7 protein-coding genes are annotated in these 23977 nt (G+C 49.4%); all 7 read right to left on the minus strand.

Going from position 1 to position 23977, the window contains the following annotated elements; all coding sequences use genetic code 11:
* On the minus strand, positions 1 to 1550 hold a 1550-nt coding region (locus tag BN8908_RS18720; protein WP_202668893.1), incomplete at its 3' end, for a hypothetical protein.
* Positions 1551 to 1584: 34 nt separating this feature from the next.
* Complete coding sequence (locus tag BN8908_RS11840; protein WP_068690751.1) at positions 1585 to 5214, minus strand: fibrobacter succinogenes major paralogous domain-containing protein; 3630 nt, start codon at positions 5212 to 5214, stop codon at positions 1585 to 1587.
* A gap of 34 nt (positions 5215 to 5248) precedes the next feature.
* Positions 5249 to 8842, minus strand: a complete 3594-nt coding sequence (locus BN8908_RS11845) for an FISUMP domain-containing protein (RefSeq protein WP_082989252.1) — start codon at positions 8840 to 8842, stop codon at positions 5249 to 5251.
* Between the two features lie 35 nt (positions 8843 to 8877).
* Positions 8878 to 12384 carry an FISUMP domain-containing protein gene (locus tag BN8908_RS11850; protein ID WP_068690755.1) on the minus strand — a complete coding sequence of 1169 codons (3507 nt, stop codon included), beginning with the start codon at positions 12382 to 12384 and terminating at the stop codon, positions 8878 to 8880.
* Between the two features lie 206 nt (positions 12385 to 12590).
* Positions 12591 to 16184, minus strand: a complete 3594-nt coding sequence (locus BN8908_RS11855; RefSeq protein ID WP_068690757.1) for a glycine rich domain-containing protein — start codon at positions 16182 to 16184, stop codon at positions 12591 to 12593.
* 409 nt (positions 16185 to 16593) lie between these two features.
* Complete coding sequence (locus tag BN8908_RS11860) at positions 16594 to 20256, minus strand: glycine rich domain-containing protein (protein WP_068690759.1); 3663 nt, start codon at positions 20254 to 20256, stop codon at positions 16594 to 16596.
* Positions 20257 to 20368: 112 nt separating this feature from the next.
* Entirely contained in the window at positions 20369 to 23950 is a 3582-nt protein-coding gene (locus BN8908_RS19050; protein WP_068690761.1) for a glycine-rich protein, read from the minus strand.
* Positions 23951 to 23977 lie beyond the last annotated feature (27 nt).

Raw genomic sequence — 23977 nt, forward strand, 5'->3', positions numbered from 1 at the left:
TCCGTCAACGGACGAAGGCCGCACCAGTCCGCATAAGCCATCATATCCCCCGCATTCAGAAAATTACACGCTATCGTCTGACCGTCGCCGTCCTGAGAATAATCATTCCCCGGCTCAAGGTCATTGGCAAAAACATAGGGGGCATCGTCCGCTCCGATAGAAGCAAGCTTGATACCGTTACGACCGACGGCACGCGTCCCCACTCCCCCGAATACATACATCCCTTCCTCAAGAGAACCCAGAGAGGCTCCGATCGTACGGGTACGCTGCTGCGCTGCCGTCAGTTTATTCAAAAACGCCACATACTGTTCCTGGCTGATCTCGTATTTCATCACAAAAAAGGCCTTGTAGCCGTTCGGATAATCAACGGAAGTCTGACCCGACCACGTATCCCCGTCCCGGGAATAAAGACCGAAACGGGTGTCAAGTGTCGTTATGCTGTCGTACACCAAAACCGAATTATCAACATCCGACAGAATATCCGAGGTAGACATCGCTATATTTTTAATCACAGGCGCATTCGTCGTCTTATAGATACGGATGCGGTAGTTGCTGCTGCTCTCCGAAAAACCCGGATCGATACGCAAAGTCCGCGTACAGGGATAAGTCTGACGCGAATTCACCGCCCACTCACTCCCGTCGGCAAAAGCCGTCGGATCTCCGTACTTCGGGTAAACCGCTTTCCACTGGCTGGAGACAAACACCTGCAACTGCCATTGCTCGGGCGTACCGCCCTCGATGCTCTCTATAGCAAAGCTGCGGATCGTCGCAGGCTTCTTCAGCTTCACCTGCCAGTAGTCGACAAAGTCTACGCCTTCGGCCGCGGCTCCGGCACGCCCCACCCACGCGTTGCTCGCATCACGGGAAACATCGTTCATCAGGTTAACGGCAAAAGCAGGTGGATTATCCGTACTCGGAAGAGCGGAAGAACACTCGTCGATATTCGAGGGAACCAAAAGGTTCTGGTCTGAAGGGAAAGTCACATCACCGTTCTGAAAAGTACGGGAAGATTTCGTATCGCCGGCACGGAAGCCTCCACGAGGAACATAAACCATCTCGATACCCATGGCCGAAAGAAATACATTGCCGGCCGTAAACATTTCACGTTCCAGTTCCTTGTCCGGATTCGACTTGATGTTCCATTTCAGTTTCAGGTTGACAACGGCAGCCCCGTAGCCTTTAACCGAACGGTAAATAAAAATACCTTCGTTATGATTGGCCTTGCCGGACACCTCTTTCTGTGAATTCGACATCAGGTAGCTGTAACCGTTATCGATTTCATGCCCAACGCCCTCCAGATAAGCATGGTGCCAAACCTCACGCTGACCGTCCACCTTGTATTTCAGGAAAAGATATACAGCATCGTAGTTGAAATCATCCCGCCACGAATTGTCCCACTTCAGCTGAAGGCTGACCGTCGCGATGTTCGTCGAAAGGTCGATATCCGTATCCAATACACGAACGTCGCCTTCGATGCGGACATTGTTACCCGAAACCGTGCCCACAACCGCAAACATAAAAAACAATATCTTTACTAACCGATTCATCATCTCCCCTTTATCATTTTACGCTACTACCGTTTTATTAATCCTTAACACAACGAACACTGAAATAAAAATTAGTCCGGATAGCTGTCCGGGCATTTAGATTATATCCGGCATCCAGTGTCCAATCGACACTTCCCGCCAAAAAATAATGATACTCACTTCCGCAAAATATGGAATTCAAATATCCGTAATTATGCCCGCTCCATGCCGTGACCACATTCGTGAATAAGGTATTGCTCACCCTGTCGAAACGCACGTAATAAGGCATCGTCAAAGTACCGTAATCCCCGCTTCCCCCATGAGCCGTGATCCACACCTGCGGCTTATTTGTTGACGTCCACCACCAAGCCTGATCCTCTATATCGTTATATCCGTTTCTGGCATTAAAACCACCATAAGTGCCATCGTAACTGGCATTTAAATTATACGTCCAAAAAAATCCTCCTCCCGGCAATCCCGCAAATCCGTCCTCATTCGTCCCGATCTGACCCTCTGCCGTCACCGGACGCCAGTAATTCAGCGTACTCTTCAATCCCCGGCCGTTACCCTCTACATTCACCTCTCCTCCCGTAGACTGCAACATTGCCACCCACTCGTCATTCGTCGGCAAATGCCAGCCCGTAGGACAAATACCCTGCACACCGGCCGTAGCATCGTTCTGTGTCGCTGCCAGCCAGTTATACAAACGTCCGTAAGTGTCACAATTCGATTCCGCATCACCGTAACACTTCACCGCCCCCGACTGACCCGACGCCAGCGTACGGTTCAGGTTATCGGCAAACCAGCACTTACCCCCGATCTCCACCGTACGGTAACGCTTCTTGCTCGCGATACCCTCCTCATTGTCGATCAGTATCTCACCGCACTTAAACTCCGAATTGTGACGCCCCGTCTGATTATCGTAATTATTACGCTCGTCAGGCTTCTTCACCACATACACATATATCGTATCCGACTGGCGGCACTTGTTCATCACCTCTATCTCAAGACGGATCTTCTGCTCTCCCTCAAACTGAGAACCGTCGTAAAAGTCCGTATACCTGAAATAATGCTTCTCGATCTTCCCCTCTTTCAATACATATTCCACATCGATAGGCGTGACCACATTATCCCGCAGCCAGCTCCAGGCAAAAGTAGCCGCCTGGGGAGATTCGATACGGATGCCTTTCGAACGGTCGTAAACATCCACCGTATCACGCGTCGTACTCAAATGCAATGTACGGTTGATCACCCGCAGACAGACCGGATGACTCTGTACAAAATCCGACTTATTCGTATAAATATAACGCTTGTACCAGTAATCCTTAAACACATCCTCTTTGGAGTTCACATTCCGAAGATTATATAGCTTCAAAGAAGGAGACTCCTCCCCTTCCAGCAAATCCCAGTTCGCTCCGCCGTCGCTGCTCATAAACCAGGCGATGTGGTAAGCCCCGTCGATTCCAGAAGGAACCGTACCCCCGATCGTATAGTCCGAACCCGAACAGACGGAATCCTGAACAGACGAAAACGAACTCTGCCCGTTCTCCAGTGTAACCTCTGCAATACCGTGCTCCACCGGAGCCGTACGACCCAATCGGAAAGTGACCGTACTGTCACGCAGACTGTTTACTTCCGTCGTCGTACTGTATACCCGCGCATTACGCTCTCGGTCTGAAATACAGGTACGCTCCTTCACATCCCTATAACTGCCTCCGCGAAGGGCAAAAGCATCAGGTACCTCAGGCCAGTAATTGTTATCAACATTGCTCTTACCCGAACCGTCAAGCTTACCGCTGCCGTGGTGCTTGTCCAAGATACCCCGGAAAAGACGACCCTCAGAATTGACATTGTAATAAAGCTCCGAAAGGTTGCCGCTCAACTCCATAACGCCCCAGAAACTGGCTCCCGCATCCACCTGGCTGCCCGAAGGCAACGCAAATACACCGCAACGCACAGGACCTTTCAACTGATCGCCGGCATTCACATTACCCCCGTTCACCTTCTCACCCTTCGTTCCAGCAGTCACTCCCTGAAAACCCGTCGCAGGGGTGAAATTACCGTTCGTATTCCACGCATACTCCCCGCGCAAAGAAACCTCAGGATAAGGACGACGCGCCATCTTCTCAAACTCGAGCTCCGTCAACGGACGAAGGCCGCACCAGTCCGCATAAGCCATCATATCCCCCGCATTCAGAAAATTACACGCTATCGTCTGACCGTCGCCGTCCTGAGAATAATCATTCCCCGGCTCAAGGTCATTGGCAAAAACATAGGGGGCATCGTCCGCTCCGATAGAAGCAAGCTTGATACCGTTACGACCGACGGCACGCGTCCCCACTCCCCCGAATACATACATCCCTTCCTCAAGAGAACCCAGAGAGGCTCCGATCGTACGGGTACGCTGCTGCGCTGCCGTCAGTTTATTCAAAAACGCCACATACTGTTCCTGGCTGATCTCGTATTTCATCACAAAAAAGGCCTTGTAGCCGTTCGGATAATCAACGGAAGTCTGACCCGACCACGTATCCCCGTCCCGGGAATAAAGACCGAAACGGGTGTCAAGTGTCGTTATGCTGTCGTACACCAAAACCGAATTATCAACATCCGACAGAATATCCGAGGTAGACATCGCTATATTTTTAATCACAGGCGCATTCGTCGTCTTATAGATACGGATGCGGTAGTTGCTGCTGCTCTCCGAAAAACCCGGATCGATACGCAAAGTCCGCGTACAGGGATAAGTCTGACGCGAATTCACCGCCCACTCACTCCCGTCGGCAAAAGCCGTCGGATCTCCGTACTTCGGGTAAACCGCTTTCCACTGGCTGGAGACAAACACCTGCAACTGCCATTGCTCGGGCGTACCGCCCTCGATGCTCTCTATAGCAAAGCTGCGGATCGTCGCAGGCTTCTTCAGCTTCACCTGCCAGTAGTCGACAAAGTCTACGCCTTCGGCCGCGGCTCCGGCACGCCCCACCCACGCGTTGCTCGCATCACGGGAAACATCGTTCATCAGGTTAACGGCAAAAGCAGGTGGATTATCCGTACTCGGAAGAGCGGAAGAACACTCGTCGATATTCGAGGGAACCAAAAGGTTCTGGTCTGAAGGGAAAGTCACATCACCGTTCTGAAAAGTACGGGAAGATTTCGTATCGCCGGCACGGAAGCCTCCACGAGGAACATAAACCATCTCGATACCCATGGCCGAAAGAAATACATTGCCGGCCGTAAACATTTCACGTTCCAGTTCCTTGTCCGGATTCGACTTGATGTTCCATTTCAGTTTCAGGTTGACAACGGCAGCCCCGTAGCCTTTAACCGAACGGTAAATAAAAATACCTTCGTTATGATTGGCCTTGCCGGACACCTCTTTCTGTGAATTCGACATCAGGTAGCTGTAACCGTTATCGATTTCATGCCCAACGCCCTCCAGATAAGCATGGTGCCAAACCTCACGCTGACCGTCCACCTTGTATTTCAGGAAAAGATATACAGCATCGTAGTTGAAATCATCCCGCCACGAATTGTCCCACTTCAGCTGAAGGCTGACCGTCGCGATGTTCGTCGAAAGGTCGATATCCGTATCCAATACACGAACGTCGCCTTCGATGCGGACATTGTTACCCGAAACCGTGCCCACAACCGCAAACATAAAAAACAATATCTTTACTAACCGATTCATCATCTCCCCTTTATCATTTTACGCTACTACCGTTTTATTAATCCTTAACACAACGAACACTGAAATAAAAATTATTAGTCATAACATTATAAGCCCCGTTAGGATTATTATTACCCGACACTAAATGTACATAAGTACTTTGCCCACAAAAAATAGAGTTCAAATAACCATATGTTCCCCACGTTGTTGCAACATTTGTAAACAACGTGTTGCTTCCCCTGTCAAAACGAACGTAAAGCGGTACTGTCGTCGCATTATAACTCGCATTAGAAGTCGAATAATACCGAGTTTCCCCTGTTGACGTCCACCACCAAGCCTGATCTCCGATATCGTTATACCCGTTTCTGGCGTTAAAACCACCGTAAGTAGCTGTATTTGCAGAATATGCATAAAAATATCCCCCACCGGGTAATCCCGCAAATCCGTCCTTATTCGTGCCGATCTGACTTTCTGCGGTCACCGGACGCCAGTAGTTCAACGTACTCTTTAAACCCCGGCCGTTCCCGCTCACATTTACCTGGCCGCCCGTTGCCTGCAACATCGCCACCCACTCGTCGTTTGTCGGCAAATGCCAGCCTGTGGGACAAATACCCTGCACACCGGCCCCAGCATTATTCTGTGTTGCTGCCACCCAGTTGTACAAACGTCCGTACGTTTCACAGTTCGCTTCCGAATCACCGTAACATTTCACCTGACCGACTTTCGATGCCAGGGTACGGTTCAGATTGTCGGCAAACCAGCACTTACCCCCGATCTCTATCGTACGGTAACGCTTGCTGTTCGAAATACCCTCCTCGTTATCGATCAGGATATCCCCGCACTTAAACTTCGCGTTATGTCCCCCGGTCTCGTTGTCAAAATTCGGCAACTCATCCGGTTTCTTCTCTACATATACATATATCGTATCCGACTGGCGGCACTTGTTCATCACCTCTATCTCCAGACAAATTTTCTGTTCTCCCTCGGCCTGTGAACCGATGTCAAAATCGGTATACCTGAAATAATGCTTCTCGATCTTGCCCTCCTTCAACACATATTCCACATCGATAGGCGTGACCACATTATCCCGCAACCAGCTCCATGCAAAAGTAGCCTCCTGCGGCGATTCGATACGGATGCCTTTCGAACGGTCGTAAACATCCACCGTATCACGCGTCGTACTCAAATGCAATGTACGGTTGATCACCCGCAGACAGACCGGATGACTCTGCACAAAGTCCGACTTACTCGTATAAATATAGCGTTTGTACCAGTAATCCTTAAACACATCCTCTTTGGAATTCACATTCCGAAGATTATATAACTTCAAAGAAGCCGATTCCTCCCCTTCCAGTAAATCCCAGTTCGTTCCTCCGTCGCTGCTCATAAACCAGGCAATCCGGTATGAACCTGCTATGTCCGAAGGTATAGTACCGCTGATCGTATAGTCCGAACCCGAACATACCGAATCCTGAACCGCCGCAGCCGAACTGCGGCCGTCTTCCAAAACAACCTCGGCAATCCGGTGTTCCACCGGAGCCGTACGCCCCAAACGGAAGGTAACCGTACTGTCTTTCAAACTATTCAATTCCGTTGTCGTTCCATAAGCGCCCATGTTCCGTTCCCGGTCTGAAATACACATCCGCTCCTGACCGTCTGCATAACTTCCTCCGCGAAGTGCAAAAGCCCCCGGAACTTCGGGCCAATAACTGTTATCTACATCGCTTGCTCCCGAAGCCGATAATTTTCCGTCTCCGTGATGCTTATCCAGAAGCCCCCGGAAAAGACGTCCCTCCGAATTGACATTGTAATAAAGCTCCGAAAGGTTGCCGCTCAACTCCAGAACACCCCAGAAACTGGCTCCCGCATTAATCTGGCTATTCCCGGCTGTAGAGGCAAAAGCTCCGCAGCGGACAGGCCCCTTCAATTGATTGTCTGCATTCACATTCCCGCCGTTCAGTTTCTCATTCTTCGTTCCGGCAGTTATCCCCTGAAAACCTGTAGCTACCGTAAAATTGGCATTTGTATTCCACGCATATTCCCCCCGCAATGAAGATTCCGGAAACGGCCGCCGCGCCATCTTCTCAAACTCAAGCTCCGTCAACGGACGAAGGCCGCACCAGTCAGCATAAGCCATCATATCCCCCGCATTCAGAAAATTACAGGCGATTGCCTGACCGTCGCCGTCCTGTGAATAATCATTGCCCGGTTCAAGGTCATTGGCAAAAACATAAGGGGCATCATTTACACCGATCGAAGCCAGCTTGATACCGTTACGCCCTACTGCCCGGGTTCCTACCCCGCCGAAAACATACATGCCTTCCTTCAAAGCTCCCAAGGCAGAACCGATCGTACGGGTACGCTGCTGCGCTGCCGTCAGTTTATTCAAAAACGCTACATATTGCTCCTGGCTGATCTCGTATTTCATCACAAAAAAAGCCTTATAGCCGTTCGGATATTCTATACCGGTCTGACCCGACCACGTATCTCCGTCCTGGGAATAAAGACCGAAACGGTTATTCAAAGTCGTTATACTGTCGTACACCAAAACCGAATTATCAACATCCGACAGAATATCCGAGGTAGACATTGCTATATTTTTGATCACAGGCGCATTCGTCGCCTTATAAATACGGATACGGTATTTACTGCTTTTGTCGGAAAAACCCGGATCAATACGCAAAGTCCGCGTACAAGGGTAGGTCTGACGGGAATTGACGGCCCACTCACTACCGTCGGCAAAAACATTCGCATCGGCATATTTGGGATAAATCGTCCGCCATTGCCCGATCGTAGACGCCCATACCTGCAACTGCCACTGTTCCGGTGTACCGCCTTCAATACTCTCTATCGCAAAGCTGCGCACCGTCATCGGCTCCTTCAATTGTACCTGCCAATAATCGACAAAATCAGCTCCCTCAGCCGCAGCCCCGGCACGCCCTACCCAGGCATTGCTTGCATCCCGCGCTACATCGTTCATCAGATTGACGGCAAAATCAGGAGGATTGCTTACACGGGGATCAGCCGATAAACATTCCTCAATATTGGAGGGCACCAAAAAATTCTTATCCGCAGGCAAAGTAATATCGCCGTTCCGGAACGTCCGGGAAGATTTCGTATCGCCGGCCCGAAAAGCACCGCGCGGAATATAGACCATCTCGATCCCCATGGCCGACAAGAAAACGCTCCCCGAAGTAAACATATCCCGCTCCAGTTTTTTATCCGGATTGGACTGGATATTCCATTTCAGTTTCAGGTTTACCACAGGATCTCCGTAACTTTTACCGGAACGGTAAATAAAAATACCTTCGTTGTGATTGGCTTTGCCGGACACCTCTTTCTGTGAGTTAGACATCAGATAGGTATATCCCTTATCGATCTCATGACCGTCGGGCTCCAGGTAAGCATGGTGCCACACCTCGTCCAGTCCGTCCACCTTGTATTTCAAAAAAAGGTACACCGCATCGTAATTGAAAGCATCCCGCCAGGAATTGTTCCATTTGAGTTGCAGCTTCACCGTCGCGATATTTGTCGCCCGGTCGATATCCGTATCCAAAACTTTCACTTCCCCCTCGATACGGACATTGTTTGCAAAAACCGATCCGATGACCGTAAATACGAAAAACAATAGACTAACTAACCGATTCATCATTTTCCTTTATTGCTTAATTACTTCACCACTATTAACTAATCCTTGACACAACGGACACCGAAATAAAAATTATTTTCAATAGCCACCATAGCCGCATATTTACTTTCAGCCGAAATCGACGTACTGTTTCCGAGATATTGCACGGGACCGTAAAAAATAGAATTTGCATTGCCCGCCGTTTGTACCAGACTGACCGTATTGTTGTAATCGACAGCCGTATAATAAGGTATATAAGTCAAGGCATTTGCCGATGTATTGTTGTTGATATAAGAGGCTTCTTTCCAGGAAGAACACCACCACCAGGCTTTTTCTCCCAAATCGTAATAACCGGTTACCCGTTTCAACTGGGTACTGCCGTTAGCGGGTGTAGCATTGTAAGAAAAGAAATACCCTCCGGCCGGCAATGCTGAAAAACGACTGGCATTATTCGCCAGCTTGGTATACGGATAAATATGCGGATCTGCCTGTGACGCATCTACCCACAGATTGCGCTGACTACGCCAGGATTTACCATCGGTAGATGCCTGCCCCAAATTCAGCCATTCGTTTTCGTTCGGCACATGCCATCCGGCAGGACAAGCTCCCTGAATCCGCAGATTCGTTCCGGTTCCCCAAGTACCTACAGCCTGCTTCCAATTGTAAAGGCGGCCGTAGATATCGCAATTAGCAACCTCCCCGTCGTAACAACGGCTTCCTACGATCATATAATTCAAATTGTCGGCCATCCAGCAGGACCTTCCGTCGGAAACCGTCCGATAACGCTTCCCGTCCCGGGTATCAATCATAATATTCCCGCATTTCCAATCGGCAGCATCCGACAATTGGGCTGCCGGCTCCGCTTCCCGGTACACCTGTACCGTATCGTAGGCCCGGCAATGCCTCATAAACTCCGCTGCGACCACATACGTTGATTTCCCCGGCGTCAGATAAGCGTATAAAGGTGCTCCGACTTCCGATTTTTGCAACTTATCCGGCAATACATCGTATCCCACATGCTGCGCCTTCCCCTGGAATAACCAGGAAAATTCCGCTTTCATCGACACATTTACACGTACGCCCAGGGAATGATCGTACACATCCAGCGTGTCCGTATAACGGTTAAGGTAAATATTGGTATTGAGTACCCTTAGTACCACCGGATCGGACTTAGCATCCGCCAACTCTCCGTATATCTCCTTTTTAAACCAATATTCCATAATAACATCCTCGTTCGTATTGATATTGACAAACTTGGAATAAGTCAGATTCTGATCGCCCTTCCCCTCTATCGGTTCCCAGGTACGTCCTTTATTTTCGCTTTTATACCACACGACCGAATAAAGTTTTCCCCTCATTTCTTCCGGCAAAACACCCGATATCGTATACACATCCCCGTGACAAATCGTATCGATAGCCATCGTTCCGTCGGCTACCAAAGCCGTAGATATCCCGTTTTGCAGTACGAGATCCAACTTCAATGTATTTTGCCGGGCCGTCTGCCCCAATCGGAAAGTAACACAACTATCCCGGGTCGAAATATCCATACTCTTGTAATAATCCCGGCAATAAGTCCGGTTGGATACCATCAGTAAATTTTCATCCGTATCCGCCCAACTCCCGCCTTTCAGGATAAAGGCATTGTGATGACGCGGCCAGTAAGCCTCTCCGATATTGGTCTCACCATTGGGAGCCAGGTAACAATCTCCGTGCAAATTGGAACTCAATCCACGGAAAAGCCGGCCTTCACTTCCGGCACTATAATAAAGTTCAGATAAATTACCGCCGCTTTCCATCACTCCCCAGAAACTCATTCCGGCTGTTTCCCGGCTCGTAGCTCCGGACAGGAAAGCACCCACACGCATCGGTCCCATTATATTTTTACCGAAATTGACATTGGCCGCCCCATCAGCCGGCCGCTCATAACGTGTTGCCGACTGTAGCAATGTCGTCGCTTCGGTCTTATCCGTAGAGTTCCAGGGAAAATCACCTCTACCGGTTTCCGTGGGATAAAACGGACGACAAAGTTTCTCATACTCCATCTCCGTCATCGGACGCAAGCCGCTCCAGTCTGCATAAGCCAACATATCCGCTGCCGTCAGGTAATTACAAGCCAGCGTGGGATCGGTCTTCCCCGCTTCCCGTTTTACATCGAACACCATCGGTTCGTTACTGAAAGACTTTTTCAATAAAATAATGCCGTTCCGGTAAGAAGGCTTATCCCGGTGATTTCCGAAAACATATTCCCCTTCATTCAAAGCATCCATGGCCGCCCCGATCGTACGGGCACGCTGCTGCTGAAGGGTCAGCTTATTCAGGAAAGCGACATACTGTTCCTGACTCACCTCGTATTTCATCACATAAAAAGCCGGATAACCGTTCGGATAATTGACATCCGTCGTCCCCATCCAATTGTCTCCGTCATCGGCAGCCAAACCGGCAAAAGTTCCCATCACCGTCTGAGGCTCGTGTATTAAAACACTGTTGTCGACCAAAGCCTTTAAATCTTCTTCGGCAATCGCCACATTCTTGATCAAAGGCGGATTACCGTCTTTTCCCCCCGGCATATCCACCTGTTCCACATAAATCCGGATATTGAAATAAGCCGTATTATTCGTATTTACCCGCAAAGCCTTAATCGGAGGATAAGTACGGATCAAAGAGGTATCCCAATCCGCAGCAGTCCCCGCAGGCTTCCCGTTGATGTCGATATCGACCCAATCCCGGGCATCTTTTGTCGTCTGTCCCTGCAACTTCCATTTTGAGGGTACATAACCGGGTACACTGGAAATAGCAATGTATTTGATCCGGCGCTCTCTGGCAAAAGAACAAGACCAATATTGATACCCTCTCTCATCCCGCTCGTCCTCTCCGACTTTATCTCCGTACCAGGCATTTGTCGGCATCCCCGTCTCGGGATTCAAGTCGGTAGAAATATCATTCACCTGATTGGCAGCCATTTTCGGATCGACATACAGAGGCCCTCCTTTTACCGAAGATGTAAAATAAGCATCGGCGTAAGGCACTATATCGAATTTTTCCAATAAAGGCAGGTAATTATTCCGGAAATGCTTAACCGCCCGGTTGTCTCCTATCCGGTAAGCACCCCGCGGTATATACACCATCTCGACAGCCATAGCAGACATCAGCACATTTCCGTCCCGAAAGTCTCCGATACGCAAACTATTCGGACGATCCGTAGATTGAATATCCCATTTCAGCGTGACTTCGACGGTAGATGTACCTGTGCCGTCATACTTACGATAAAGAAAAAAACCTTCGTTGTGATTAACAGTCCCTGTATTGTTCTTCAATTCCAGGGTATAGTTGTCGGAGCTAACGGCATTCCCGGCATCCTGCAGATACACCGGATACCACAATTCCCCCTCTCCCCGGTACTTATGCCGCAGGGAAACATACACCGCATCATAATTGAATTTATCCCGCCAAGAGTTATCCCATTCCACTGTAAAAGAGAATGTTGCAACATTCGGCTTACCGACTTCATTCGTAATATTATTCGCCAAAACCCGGACATCTCCCTTTATCCGGACATTATTCGCCATAGTTGGTGCCGTTAAAAAAAATAACAACACGACCAACAGCCCATGACTTCTTCTTTGTAAATACCACATACACATAACCCTTGTCAATCTACAAAAGTAACATGTTTTTATTAATATTACAAAAAAAGGTTATTATTTTATAATTTTACCACATTCTTTTTTTAGAAATTAAAAAAGAACGATAAATATACATTTTTTTACGTTTTTTAATCCAATTGAGTGATCCGGACATATCCCTTTCCGGTATGCACTCCTGAACTCATCCCCGCATTTTTAAAATACAAGCCGCTGGAATGTGTAACACAACCGGGATAACCGGAAACATAGCCGGAACCGCCGCCACCGCCATGAGCACAGCGGTTAGCCGAACCATTCGTTCCGCCGCCGCCACCGCCATAGTAACCGCCGCCACCACCACCGCCATGCAGATAACCGACCCCGCCACGGCCTAAACCGGCAGGCAAACTCGCATTTGCGCTGTATCCGGCAGCCGTCTGTGAACCGCCGCGACCGAAGGTACCACTGGTATTCGAACCGTTTCCTCCGGTCAATCCGCCACCGGCACCACCACTCCCGGTATGTCCGCCGGATCCACCCCCACCGGCCACCATAATCCGGGACAATAAACTGGTCTGGTTATCCCAATTTCCTCCTACCAGACGGATATCGGTAGCACCACCTCCCGCCGACGACAAAGTAGCTTCCTGAGAACCAGCCCCCCCGTTATACCCTCCGGTTGTCGGACTATACGGCGTACGTCCGACATAAATATGAAACTGCTGTACATAATTCAATTCCAATTCACCCCATACATGACCGCCCAGACCTCCTACACCTCCTTCCGAATGTGAACCTCCCTGCGACCCCATACACTCCATTTTATATCTTCCCGGCAAAAGGGTCAAGGTACGCGGAGCACCCGGTTCCAGAAAATACCAATCCCGGAAATCTTCCTTGATGGCCTTTGTATAAACACGATCCGGAAAATCGGCACACGTCAATGTCACCATAATATTACACATCGTCTGCGACATCCCGTGAATCTCTCCGGTAAGCGAATCAATTGTCAATGCACCGGGCATACCGCTCGTAATGCTCCAATTTTGCTTATCCGGTCCTCCCCATGTATTGGCAATATCCCGGATATCCAAATCGCTGTCCTCGGAATCCACATGAAATACCTCATTTCCACTCCAGGGTGCAGATGTCCAGGGATTCACCAATATTTGCAACTCCTGACGCTGCTCACATCCTCCCGATTGCGATACGACCAGCTCGATCCGATATTCTCCTCCGTCCAGCCGGCCGTTAATCCGCAAATCTGCGGTCGATTCCTGATAAAAACTGCTGGCAGCCGTTTCCTTTGTTGCCTTCAAATGCCGGTGGGTATCCATACAATACCAACTGAACTTAGCCGGTAAAGGAGTCTTCACCTCAAAACCTTTAGCCGCCAAACAGGGCTGCATCGTATCCCTCAACCGGCTTACCCGGTATCCATGCCCCACAACCAAACCGACAACTCCGCTTTCTCCCATGGCCGAAGAAGAATAGAAAAAACGCTTGTACAAATATTTTCCCACCACCATCGCAGGTGTCTCCTCCTGCAAACCTGTTATTTTAAGATCCCGGCTGTTACTGTTTCCTATACTGCTCCAGGTCATTCCGCCGTCCTTACTCACCATCCATGCATACTGATAGGCAACACGCTCTCCCTGAGGTAAATCCCCCCGGATCGTATATACCGCTCCGCCGCACACCGTATCGTAAGGAATAATCGTCCCCGACTGACGCCCGCTCTCCAGGGTTAACACAGAAGGAAAAGAAACCGGTTCCTGCGTAATCCCCAACCGTAAACCCACCGTTGCCTTACGATCCGAAAAATCAGAAAAGTAATCCACTGCCATACTACGATCCGAAACCGAAAGACAAGACAAGGGTGACTGAAAATCGCCGCCACGGACACCGTAAGCCGATACGACACGGGGCCAGTCCGTCTCTACTACCCTCGCATCTCCGTTCTCTTCCACCTCTCCGCTACCGTGAACTCCACGCTTCAACTGACGGCCGTAAACCTCCGCATTGCAATAAATCTCGCTCACATTACCGCTTAAATCCGAAATACCCCAAAAAGAAATACCCGTCGTATGACGGTCATCTCCACGCACAAACAAACCTGCACGGACAGGACCGTCCAAAGCATTGTCCACATTCACATTATCTCCGCTGCCATTCACGGATTCACGCTCTGTACCTCCCCCCGATATGCCGCTCAACTTTACGGAAGAAGTTCCCTCCCAGGCATACTCGCCACCCAAAGGCAAACCAGGATAATACCCACGGCACATCTTCTCGTATTCCAACTCGCTCAACGGACGAAGACCGCTCCACTCCGCATAACTAAGCAAATCACCGACACTCAGATAATTACAGGATAACGACTGACCGTCAGAAAGACCGTTCGCCAGATCCGAACGGTTCAGATCGCAAGCAAATACATACGGTAAACCATTATTGACAGTACGCTCGTGAAGAACGATTCCGTTACGGTGGGAAGCACGGCTGCGGTCGGCGCCGAAAACATAATCTCCCTCCGAAAGCTTATCCAGATAACCACCGATCGTACGCTCATACTGCGCCGGACGGGGAAGCTGGTTCAGAAAGCTAACATACTGCTCCTGTGTCAGCTCGTATTTCATTGCATAAAAACCACGAACACCGCTCGGATAGGAAGAAGGCAAAGGAAGGGAAAGACCGTCAACCAAAACAGGACCCGAAGTGTAAACAGCCGACAAATCCGTATCCGTCATCGAAACATTCGAGATACGGATATTGTTCCATACCCCAGCATTACGGGCCGCATCCACACGGATCCGGTAGTAACGGTAATCACCGGGACGAGCCACACGCAAAACCTGCTGAACAGGATAAGACTCCGACGATTCGCTCCAGTACTCTGGCCCTCCGTGCCACAAATCATCCCAGGTCTTATTGTCCGCCGAACCTTCCAGATACCACGTCCCGGAAGGACCCGCATTATACATGCTGCCGAATATGCCAGAAACACCGAAATAAAGTATGCGGCGCGAACTCTTGAAGTCGACAGTCCAGTAAGACGGAAAAACGGTACCGCACCAATCGTGACGAGAAGAAGAAGTATAAACACCCTGATTGTAACGGTCTGCAGCACGGTTTGCATGACTCGCTGCACTCTCGCTGCCGTTACCCGAATAACTGAAATTACTGTTCGTTCCGATTATATCGTATTCTGAAGGAAATACCCCGAAGGCAGGCGAAGAAAAACTACCCGAAGAAACACCGTCTCCGGCATAAAAGGGGGAGGTCGGAACATAAACCATCTCCAGACCTTGCAGGCTGTATGGTATATCACCCGACTGCAAAGAAGAGGCTGCGACAGGATATTGGGAATTACCCGAAAGCAACCACCGCAAACGCAGACGCACTTCCGAAGGACCCGAGCCCTCCGTCGTCCGGTAAATCATGAGACCCCGGCCCCCGTTCAGAACCTCACAGGCATACCCTTCTTCCGCCGTATGTGCAGAAGCATCCTCAGACCAGAAGATATGATGCCAGCCCTCGATGGGCTTCGTAAGGAACTTCCCGAAAAGATAAACGGCATCGTTATTGTACAGATTACGCCACGAATTAGACCATTTCAACGTTACTTCAATATCCGCCGAGCCTTCGGACACGGACAATAATTTCACGTGATCCAACCGGAGATTATCCCCCCACGCTGTCAGAAAAAACAAGCAAAAGCAAAAACAGATTAATTTCTTCATCCTTATCCGATTACTACACCATAAACGACAAATACAACCTCTACTTACCCATGATTGGGATTTCAAAATTATACTATTTTTTAATAATTTTCAAAAATTAAATTCACACAGATAAGTAATCGTTCAAAATCAATTCTCCATTTCAATACGTTAAATATCTGTATACAAATAGCCTACAAAATAATAAAGAAGTCAATAGACTTAAATCCCCCAACATTATCCGTACATTTCTATTTTATATGCCAGATTTCTCAAAAACCGACCGGCAACACCGGAAATCTTCTACTTATGATAACTACGTTTTAATTTTAAATTGTAGATTATTCTATAAACCGATTCGTTATCAGATTCATTTAATCTAAAATCGTAAATCTAAAATTTAAAATCTATACACGCAGTCCGCACGGCATCAATTTTTTAATGTTATCTTAATCTTACCGTATCCTGTCGAAAGGCGTCCATCAATCGCTTCTCCGCCACCTTTCATCACCGTATTGACAAATTTCAACCCGCTGAAATGCACACTTTGTCCCGTATGGTTTCCGTTGACATCGATAGCATCACAACCGTCGTACCCGCTGATAAAGGAAGAACCGCCACCTCCTCCGGAAGTATATTGCGATCCGCCTCCGTAATAACCGCTTCCGCCTCCTGCAGCACAGGTATTGGCATAAGCTCCGGTACCGAAAGAACCGTAAACGCCGTTATTCACACCGTTGCTTCCTACCTTGTATTGCCCCCCGGCAATCTGACTTCCCCCATAGGAAGTATTATTTACATAGCTTCCACTCCGATTCAACGATGTTCCTCCCGTCAGACCACCGGCATGCCCGGCTGTCGCTGCCGTTCCGCCACAATTGGGCATCGCTCCGCCACCTCCTCCGGCAATCATGATACGACTACGCAATCCCACTGTATTATTCCAGGCTCCTGCCTGTAAACGAATATCCGAAGCACTTCCTCCACGTCCTCCATTATGCCCGCTCCCGGAAAAGGCTCTGCCTCCCCCGTTAAAACCTGTTACAGTAGACATTCCGTTTCCATATTCCCCCACATACAAATAAAAATTCTGCATACCGGAAAATCCCATTTCCCCACTCGTATAACCACCGAATCCTACCGGATTGGACCCTCCACTACCTGCACCGCCGTTGGCTCCCCAACATTCCATTTTATAATCCCCTGTCAAAAGGCAAACGGTCTGATAATTCCCCGTATAATTAAAAATACGTTCCTCTTTCATCTCCTTTTTCCATTCCACATCTGGACAATCTTCACATACAAGCCCCACTGTGATACGGCATATTGTATCCGTTTTTCCGCTCATGATCCCCGTTTCCCGGTCAATCCGATTCCCTCCGACATCGCTGTATATCTTCCACCTCCATACATCCCGCCCTCCCCAGGCGTGAGTCACCGCATATTGATCCCCCGTATTATAAGCAAACACCTCCGTTCCTTCAGGAAAAGGATCAACGGTACGCGGAACAGCCAACACTTCCAGCTTTTGCCGGTATTCACATGCTCCGGCTACCCGTATACGCAATTCTATATTGTATTTTCCGCTGGGAAGCTCGCGGCCTGTCCGGAAATCATCAGTAGATAGCTCATAATGACTCCGGGTCGCGGAAGACGAAAAAGGCTGTAGCTTTTTCCCGTTATCCGCTTCGTACCAATCAAATACCGACGCTAAAGGAGTCGCCACCTCAAAACCGACCGACGCTTTACAGGGAATCAGCGTATCCCTCAACCGACTTACCCGGTATCCATGTCCCACAACCAAACCGACAACTCCACTCTCTCCCATGGCCGAAGAAGAATAGAAAAAACGCTTGTACAAATATTTTCCCACCACCATCGCAGGTGTCTCCTCCTGCAAACCTGTTATTTTAAGATCCCGGCCACTGCCGTTTTTTACATTCCTCCATGTCACTCCGTCATCCCGGCTCATCATCCACGCATACTGATAAACCACACCTTCCCCCAAAGGCAAATCCCCCCGGATCGTATATACCGCTCCGCCGCACACCGTATCGTAAGGAATAATCGTCCCCGACTGACGCCCGCTCTCCAGGGTTAACACGGAAGGAAAAGAAACCGGTTCCTGCGTAATCCCCAACCGTAAACCCACCGTTGCCTTACGATCCGAAAAATCAGAAAAGTAATCCACTGCCATACTACGATCCGAAACCGAAAGACAAGACAAGGGTGACTGAAAATCGCCGCCACGGACGCCGTAAGCCGATACGACACGGGGCCAGTCCGTCTCTACTACCCTCGCATCTCCGTTCTCTTCCACCTCTCCGCTACCGTGAACTCCACGCTTCAACTGACGGCCGTAAACCTCCGCATTGCAATAAATCTCGCTCACATTACCGCTTAAATCCGAAATACCCCAAAAAGAAATACCCGTCGTATGACGGTCATCTCCACGCACAAACAAACCTGCACGGACAGGACCGTCCAAAGCATTATCCACATTCACATTATCTCCGCTGCCATTCACGGATTCACGCTCTGTACCTCCCCCCGATATGCCGCTCAACTTTACGGAAGAAGTTCCCTCCCAGGCATACTCGCCACCCAAAGGCAAACCAGGATAATACCCACGGCACATCTTCTCGTATTCCAACTCGCTCAACGGACGAAGACCGCTCCACTCCGCATAACTAAGCAAATCACCGACACTCAGATAATTACAGGATAACGACTGACCGTCAGAAAGACCGTTCGCCAGATCCGAACGGTTCAGATCGCAAGCAAATACATACGGTAAACCATTATTGACAGTACGCTCGTGAAGAACGATTCCGTTACGGTGGGAAGCACGGCTGCGGTCGGCGCCGAAAACATAATCTCCCTCCGAAAGCTTATCCAGATAACCACCGATCGTACGCTCATACTGCGCCGGACGGGGAAGCTGGTTCAGAAAGCTAACATACTGCTCCTGTGTCAGCTCGTATTTCATTGCATAAAAACCACGAACACCGCTCGGATAGGAAGAAGGCAAAGGAAGGGAAAGACCGTCAACCAAAACAGGACCCGAAGTGTAAACAGCCGACAAATCCGTATCCGTCATCGAAACATTCGAGATACGGATATTGTTCCATACCCCAGCATTACGGGCCGCATCCACACGGATCCGGTAGTAACGGTAATCACCGGGACGAGCCACACGCAAAACCTGCTGAACAGGATAAGACTCCGACGATTCGCTCCAGTACTCTGGCCCTCCGTGCCACAAATCATCCCAGGTCTTATTGTCCGCCGAACCTTCCAGATACCACGTCCCGGAAGGACCCGCATTATACATGCTGCCGAATATGCCAGAAACACCGAAATAAAGTATGCGGCGCGAACTCTTGAAGTCGACAGTCCAGTAAGACGGGAAAACGGTACCGCACCAATCGTGACGAGAAGAAGAAGTATAAACACCCTGATTGTAACGGTCTGCAGCACGGTTTGCATGACTCGCTGCACTCTCGCTGCCGTTACCCGAATAACTGAAATTACTGTTCGTTCCGATTATATCGTATTCTGAAGGAAATACCCCGAAGGCAGGCGAAGAAAAACTACCCGAAGAAACACCGTCTCCGGCATAAAAGGGAGAGGTCGGAACATAAACCATCTCCAGACCTTGCAGGCTGTATGGTATATCACCCGACTGCAAAGAAGAGGCTGCGACAGGATATTGGGAATTACCCGAAAGCAACCACCGCAAACGCAGACGCACTTCCGAAGGACCCGAGCCCTCCGTCGTCCGGTAAATCATGAGACCCCGGCCCCCGTTCAGAACCTCACAGGCATACCCTTCTTCCGCCGTATGTGCAGAAGCATCCTCAGACCAGAAGATATGATGCCAGCCCTCGATGGGCTTCGTAAGGAACTTCCCGAAAAGATAAACGGCATCGTTATTGTACAGATTACGCCACGAATTAGACCATTTCAACGTTACTTCAATATCCGCCGAACCTTCGGACACGGACAATAATTTCACGTGATCCAACCGGAGATTATCCCCCCACGCTGTCAGAGAAAACAAGCAAAAGCAAAAACAGATTAATTTCTTCATTTTTATAAGGTTACCAGGTAATAAACCCAAATAATACTAAAACAGTATGATCCCAAACGAAATCTGCCCTGAATGCTCTTTAAAATACGGTCTTCCAAACCTATACAGACCATTATTTCACGGAGATGCGTATCTGTCCGTTTCCATTCCTCTGACTATTCTGCATACGGGTATTTTTAAAAACATATCCGCTGTAATGTTCCGGTTTCCCCATATGGCTTCCTGCAGCATTAACGGCATTACAACCGGAATATCCGGAAACGAACCCTGAACCTCCACCACCGCTACCGCCACTTCTTCCCCCACCATAACCGCCGTAGTAGCCGCCGCCGCCGCCACCGCCACCATAATAACCGTTACCGCCGTAACCGCCGGCACTACCGCTTCCCAAAGAAGCTCCAGACGTCTGACTTCCTCCACCAACACTACCCGAACTCCCGTTGACTCCACCACCACCGCCTCCGGTAACTCCCCAACCACATCCGCCACCACCACCGGCAACCATAATCCGGGAATATAAATTACCTGCTATTAAACGAATATCTGTGGCACCACCACCACCGCCTCCAGCATCATCATCATAATCACCACCGCCGGTTGCTCCGCCATTCCATCCTCCGGCCCCCCCAACCTTAGCAGATGGCGTCCCGGCAGCCCCACCTACATACAAAAAAAATTTTTCTCCATCCGGCAAGGGCAATTCACCATAAGCATAACCACCGTATCCTGGCGTACCTGTCAAATTATTATCAGCCCTAGACTGCGATCCTCTGGCCCCCCAACATTCCATAATATATTCCGCAGGCAACAAATTTACGGTCTGGTAATTTCCGGTATAACCGTATATGCGAATTTCCTTCATTTCCTTTTTCCACTCCACATCCGGACAATCTTCACAGACCAACCCTACTGTGATACGACACATCGTATCTACTTTCCCGCTTATCACACCCGTCTTTGGGTCTATCTGGTTCGCACGGAGACCACTGTATAGCTTCCAACTCCACGTATCCCGTCCTCCCCATGCATGACTTACCGTATATTGATTACCCGTATTATAACTAAACGACTCAGCCCCCTTGGGAAAAGGATCGGAAGTTCCCGGAATAGCCAACACCTCAAGCCTTTCCCGGTAACTACATTCCGCCATCCGTATACTTACATCTATAGCGTATACTCCACTGGGTTGTTCCTCTGCAACTCTCAAATCATCCGTCGAAAGAGCATAATGACTCCGGGTTTCGGAAGAGGAAGCAGGTTGTAGCTTCCTGTCGTTATCCGTGCAATACCAATCGAATACAGCCGGTAAAGGAGTCGTTACCTCAAAACCGGGTGAAGACATACAGGGTATCAGAGTATCCCTCAAACGGTCAAAACGATAACCGTAACTGACCAACAAACCGACAACTCCGCTTTCACTGATCCCGTTGGGAGTATATGCAATACGCTTGTAATAAAAACGATATACCCGGTTCGCTTCCAAACCTTCCGTCAGATGGCTCAATTCCAAACCGGACTGAGATGCACCTTCAATCTGAAGCCAAACGTTTTCATCATCCCGTTTATGGTACCATAAGTATTGACATTCTTCTCCTTCAACACCCCCACTATTCCCTTCGATCCGATAAATCCGGTCGTTACATAAAGTATCATACACAATTGCACTACCCGACTGACGCCCACTCTCCAGGGTTAACACAGAAGGAAAAGAAACCGGTTCCTGCGTAATCCCCAACCGTAAACCCACCGTTGCCTTACGATCCGAAAAATCAGAAAAGTAATCCACTGCCATACTACGATCCGAGACCGAAAGACAAGACAAGGGTGACTGAAAATCGCCGCCACGGACGCCGTAAGCCGATACGACACGGGGCCAGTCCGTCTCTACGACCCTCGCATCTCCGTTCTCTTCCACCTCTCCGCTACCGTGAACTCCACGCTTCAACTGACGGCCGTAAACCTCCGCATTGCAATAAATCTCGCTCACATTACCGCTTAAATCCGAAATACCCCAAAAAGAAATACCCGTCGTATGACGGTCATCTCCACGCACAAACAAACCTGCACGGACAGGACCGTCCAAAGCATTGTCCACATTCACATTATCTCCGCTGCCATTCACGGATTCACGCTCTGTACCTCCCCCCGATATGCCGCTCAACTTTACGGAAGAAGTTCCCTCCCAGGCATACTCGCCACCCAAAGGCAAACCAGGATAATACCCACGGCACATCTTCTCGTATTCCAACTCGCTCAACGGACGAAGACCGCTCCACTCCGCATAACTAAGCAAATCACCGACACTCAGATAATTACAGGATAACGACTGACCGTCAGAAAGACCGTTCGCCAGATCCGAACGGTTCAGATCGCAAGCAAATACATACGGTAAACCATTATTGATATTACGCTCGTGAAGAACGATTCCGTTACGGTGGGAAGCACGGCTGCGGTCGGTGCCGAAAACATAATCTCCCTCCGAAAGCTTATCCAGATAACCACCGATCGTACGCTCATACTGCGCCGGACGGGGAAGCTGGTTCAGAAAGCTAACATACTGCTCCTGTGTCAGCTCGTATTTCATTGCATAAAAACCACGAACACCACTCGGATAGGAAGAAGGCAAAGGAAGGGAAAGACCGTCAACCAAAACAGGACCCGAAGTGTAAACAGCCGACAAATCCGTATCCGTCATCGAAACATTCGAGATACGGATATTGTTCCATACCCCAGCATTACGGGCCGCATCCACACGGATCCGGTAGTAACGGTAATCACCGGGACGAGCCACACGCAACACCTGCTGAACAGGATAAGACTCCGACGATTCGCTCCAGTACTCTGGCCCTCCGTGCCACAAATCATCCCAGGTCTTATTGTCCGCCGAACCTTCCAGATACCACGTCCCGGAAGGACCCGCATTATACATGCTGCCGAATATGCCAGAAACACCGAAATAAAGTATGCGACGCGAACTCTTGAAGTCGACAGTCCAGTAAGACGGAAAAACGGTACCGCACCAATCGTGACGAGAAGAAGAAGTATAAACACCCTGATTGTAACGGTCTGCAGCACGGTTTGCATGACTCGCTGCACTCTCGCTGCCATTACCCGAATAACTGAAATTACTGTTCGTTCCGATTATATCGTATTCTGAAGGAAATACCCCGAAGGCAGGCGAAGAAAAACTACCCGAAGAAACACCGTCTCCGGCATAAAAGGGGGAGGTCGGAACATAAACCATCTCCAGACCTTGCAGGCTGTATGGTATATCACCCGACTGCAAAGAAGAGGCTGCAACAGGATATTGGGAATTACCCGAAAGCAACCACCGCAAACGCAGACGCACCTCCGAAGGACCCGAGCCCTCCGTCGTCCGGTAAATCACAAGACCCCGGCCCCCGTTCAGAACCTCACAGGCATACCCCTCTTCCGCCGTATGTGCAGAAGCATCCTCCGACCAGAAGATATGATGCCAGCCCTCGATGGGCTTCGTAAGGAACTTCCCGAAAAGATAAACGGCATCGTTATTGTACAGATTACGCCACGAATTGGACCATTTCAACGTTACTTCAATATCCGCCGAACCTTCGGACACGGACAATAATTTCACGTGATCCAACCGGAGGTTATCGCCAAACACCGAAAAAGAAAGCAAACAAAAAAAGATACAAACCAACTTGCTTGTTTTCATGATCCATTACATTTTTAATTACTTATC

The sequence above is a fragment of the Culturomica massiliensis genome (assembly GCF_900091655.1).
GTDB classification, from domain to species: Bacteria; Bacteroidota; Bacteroidia; order Bacteroidales; family Marinifilaceae; genus Culturomica; species Culturomica massiliensis.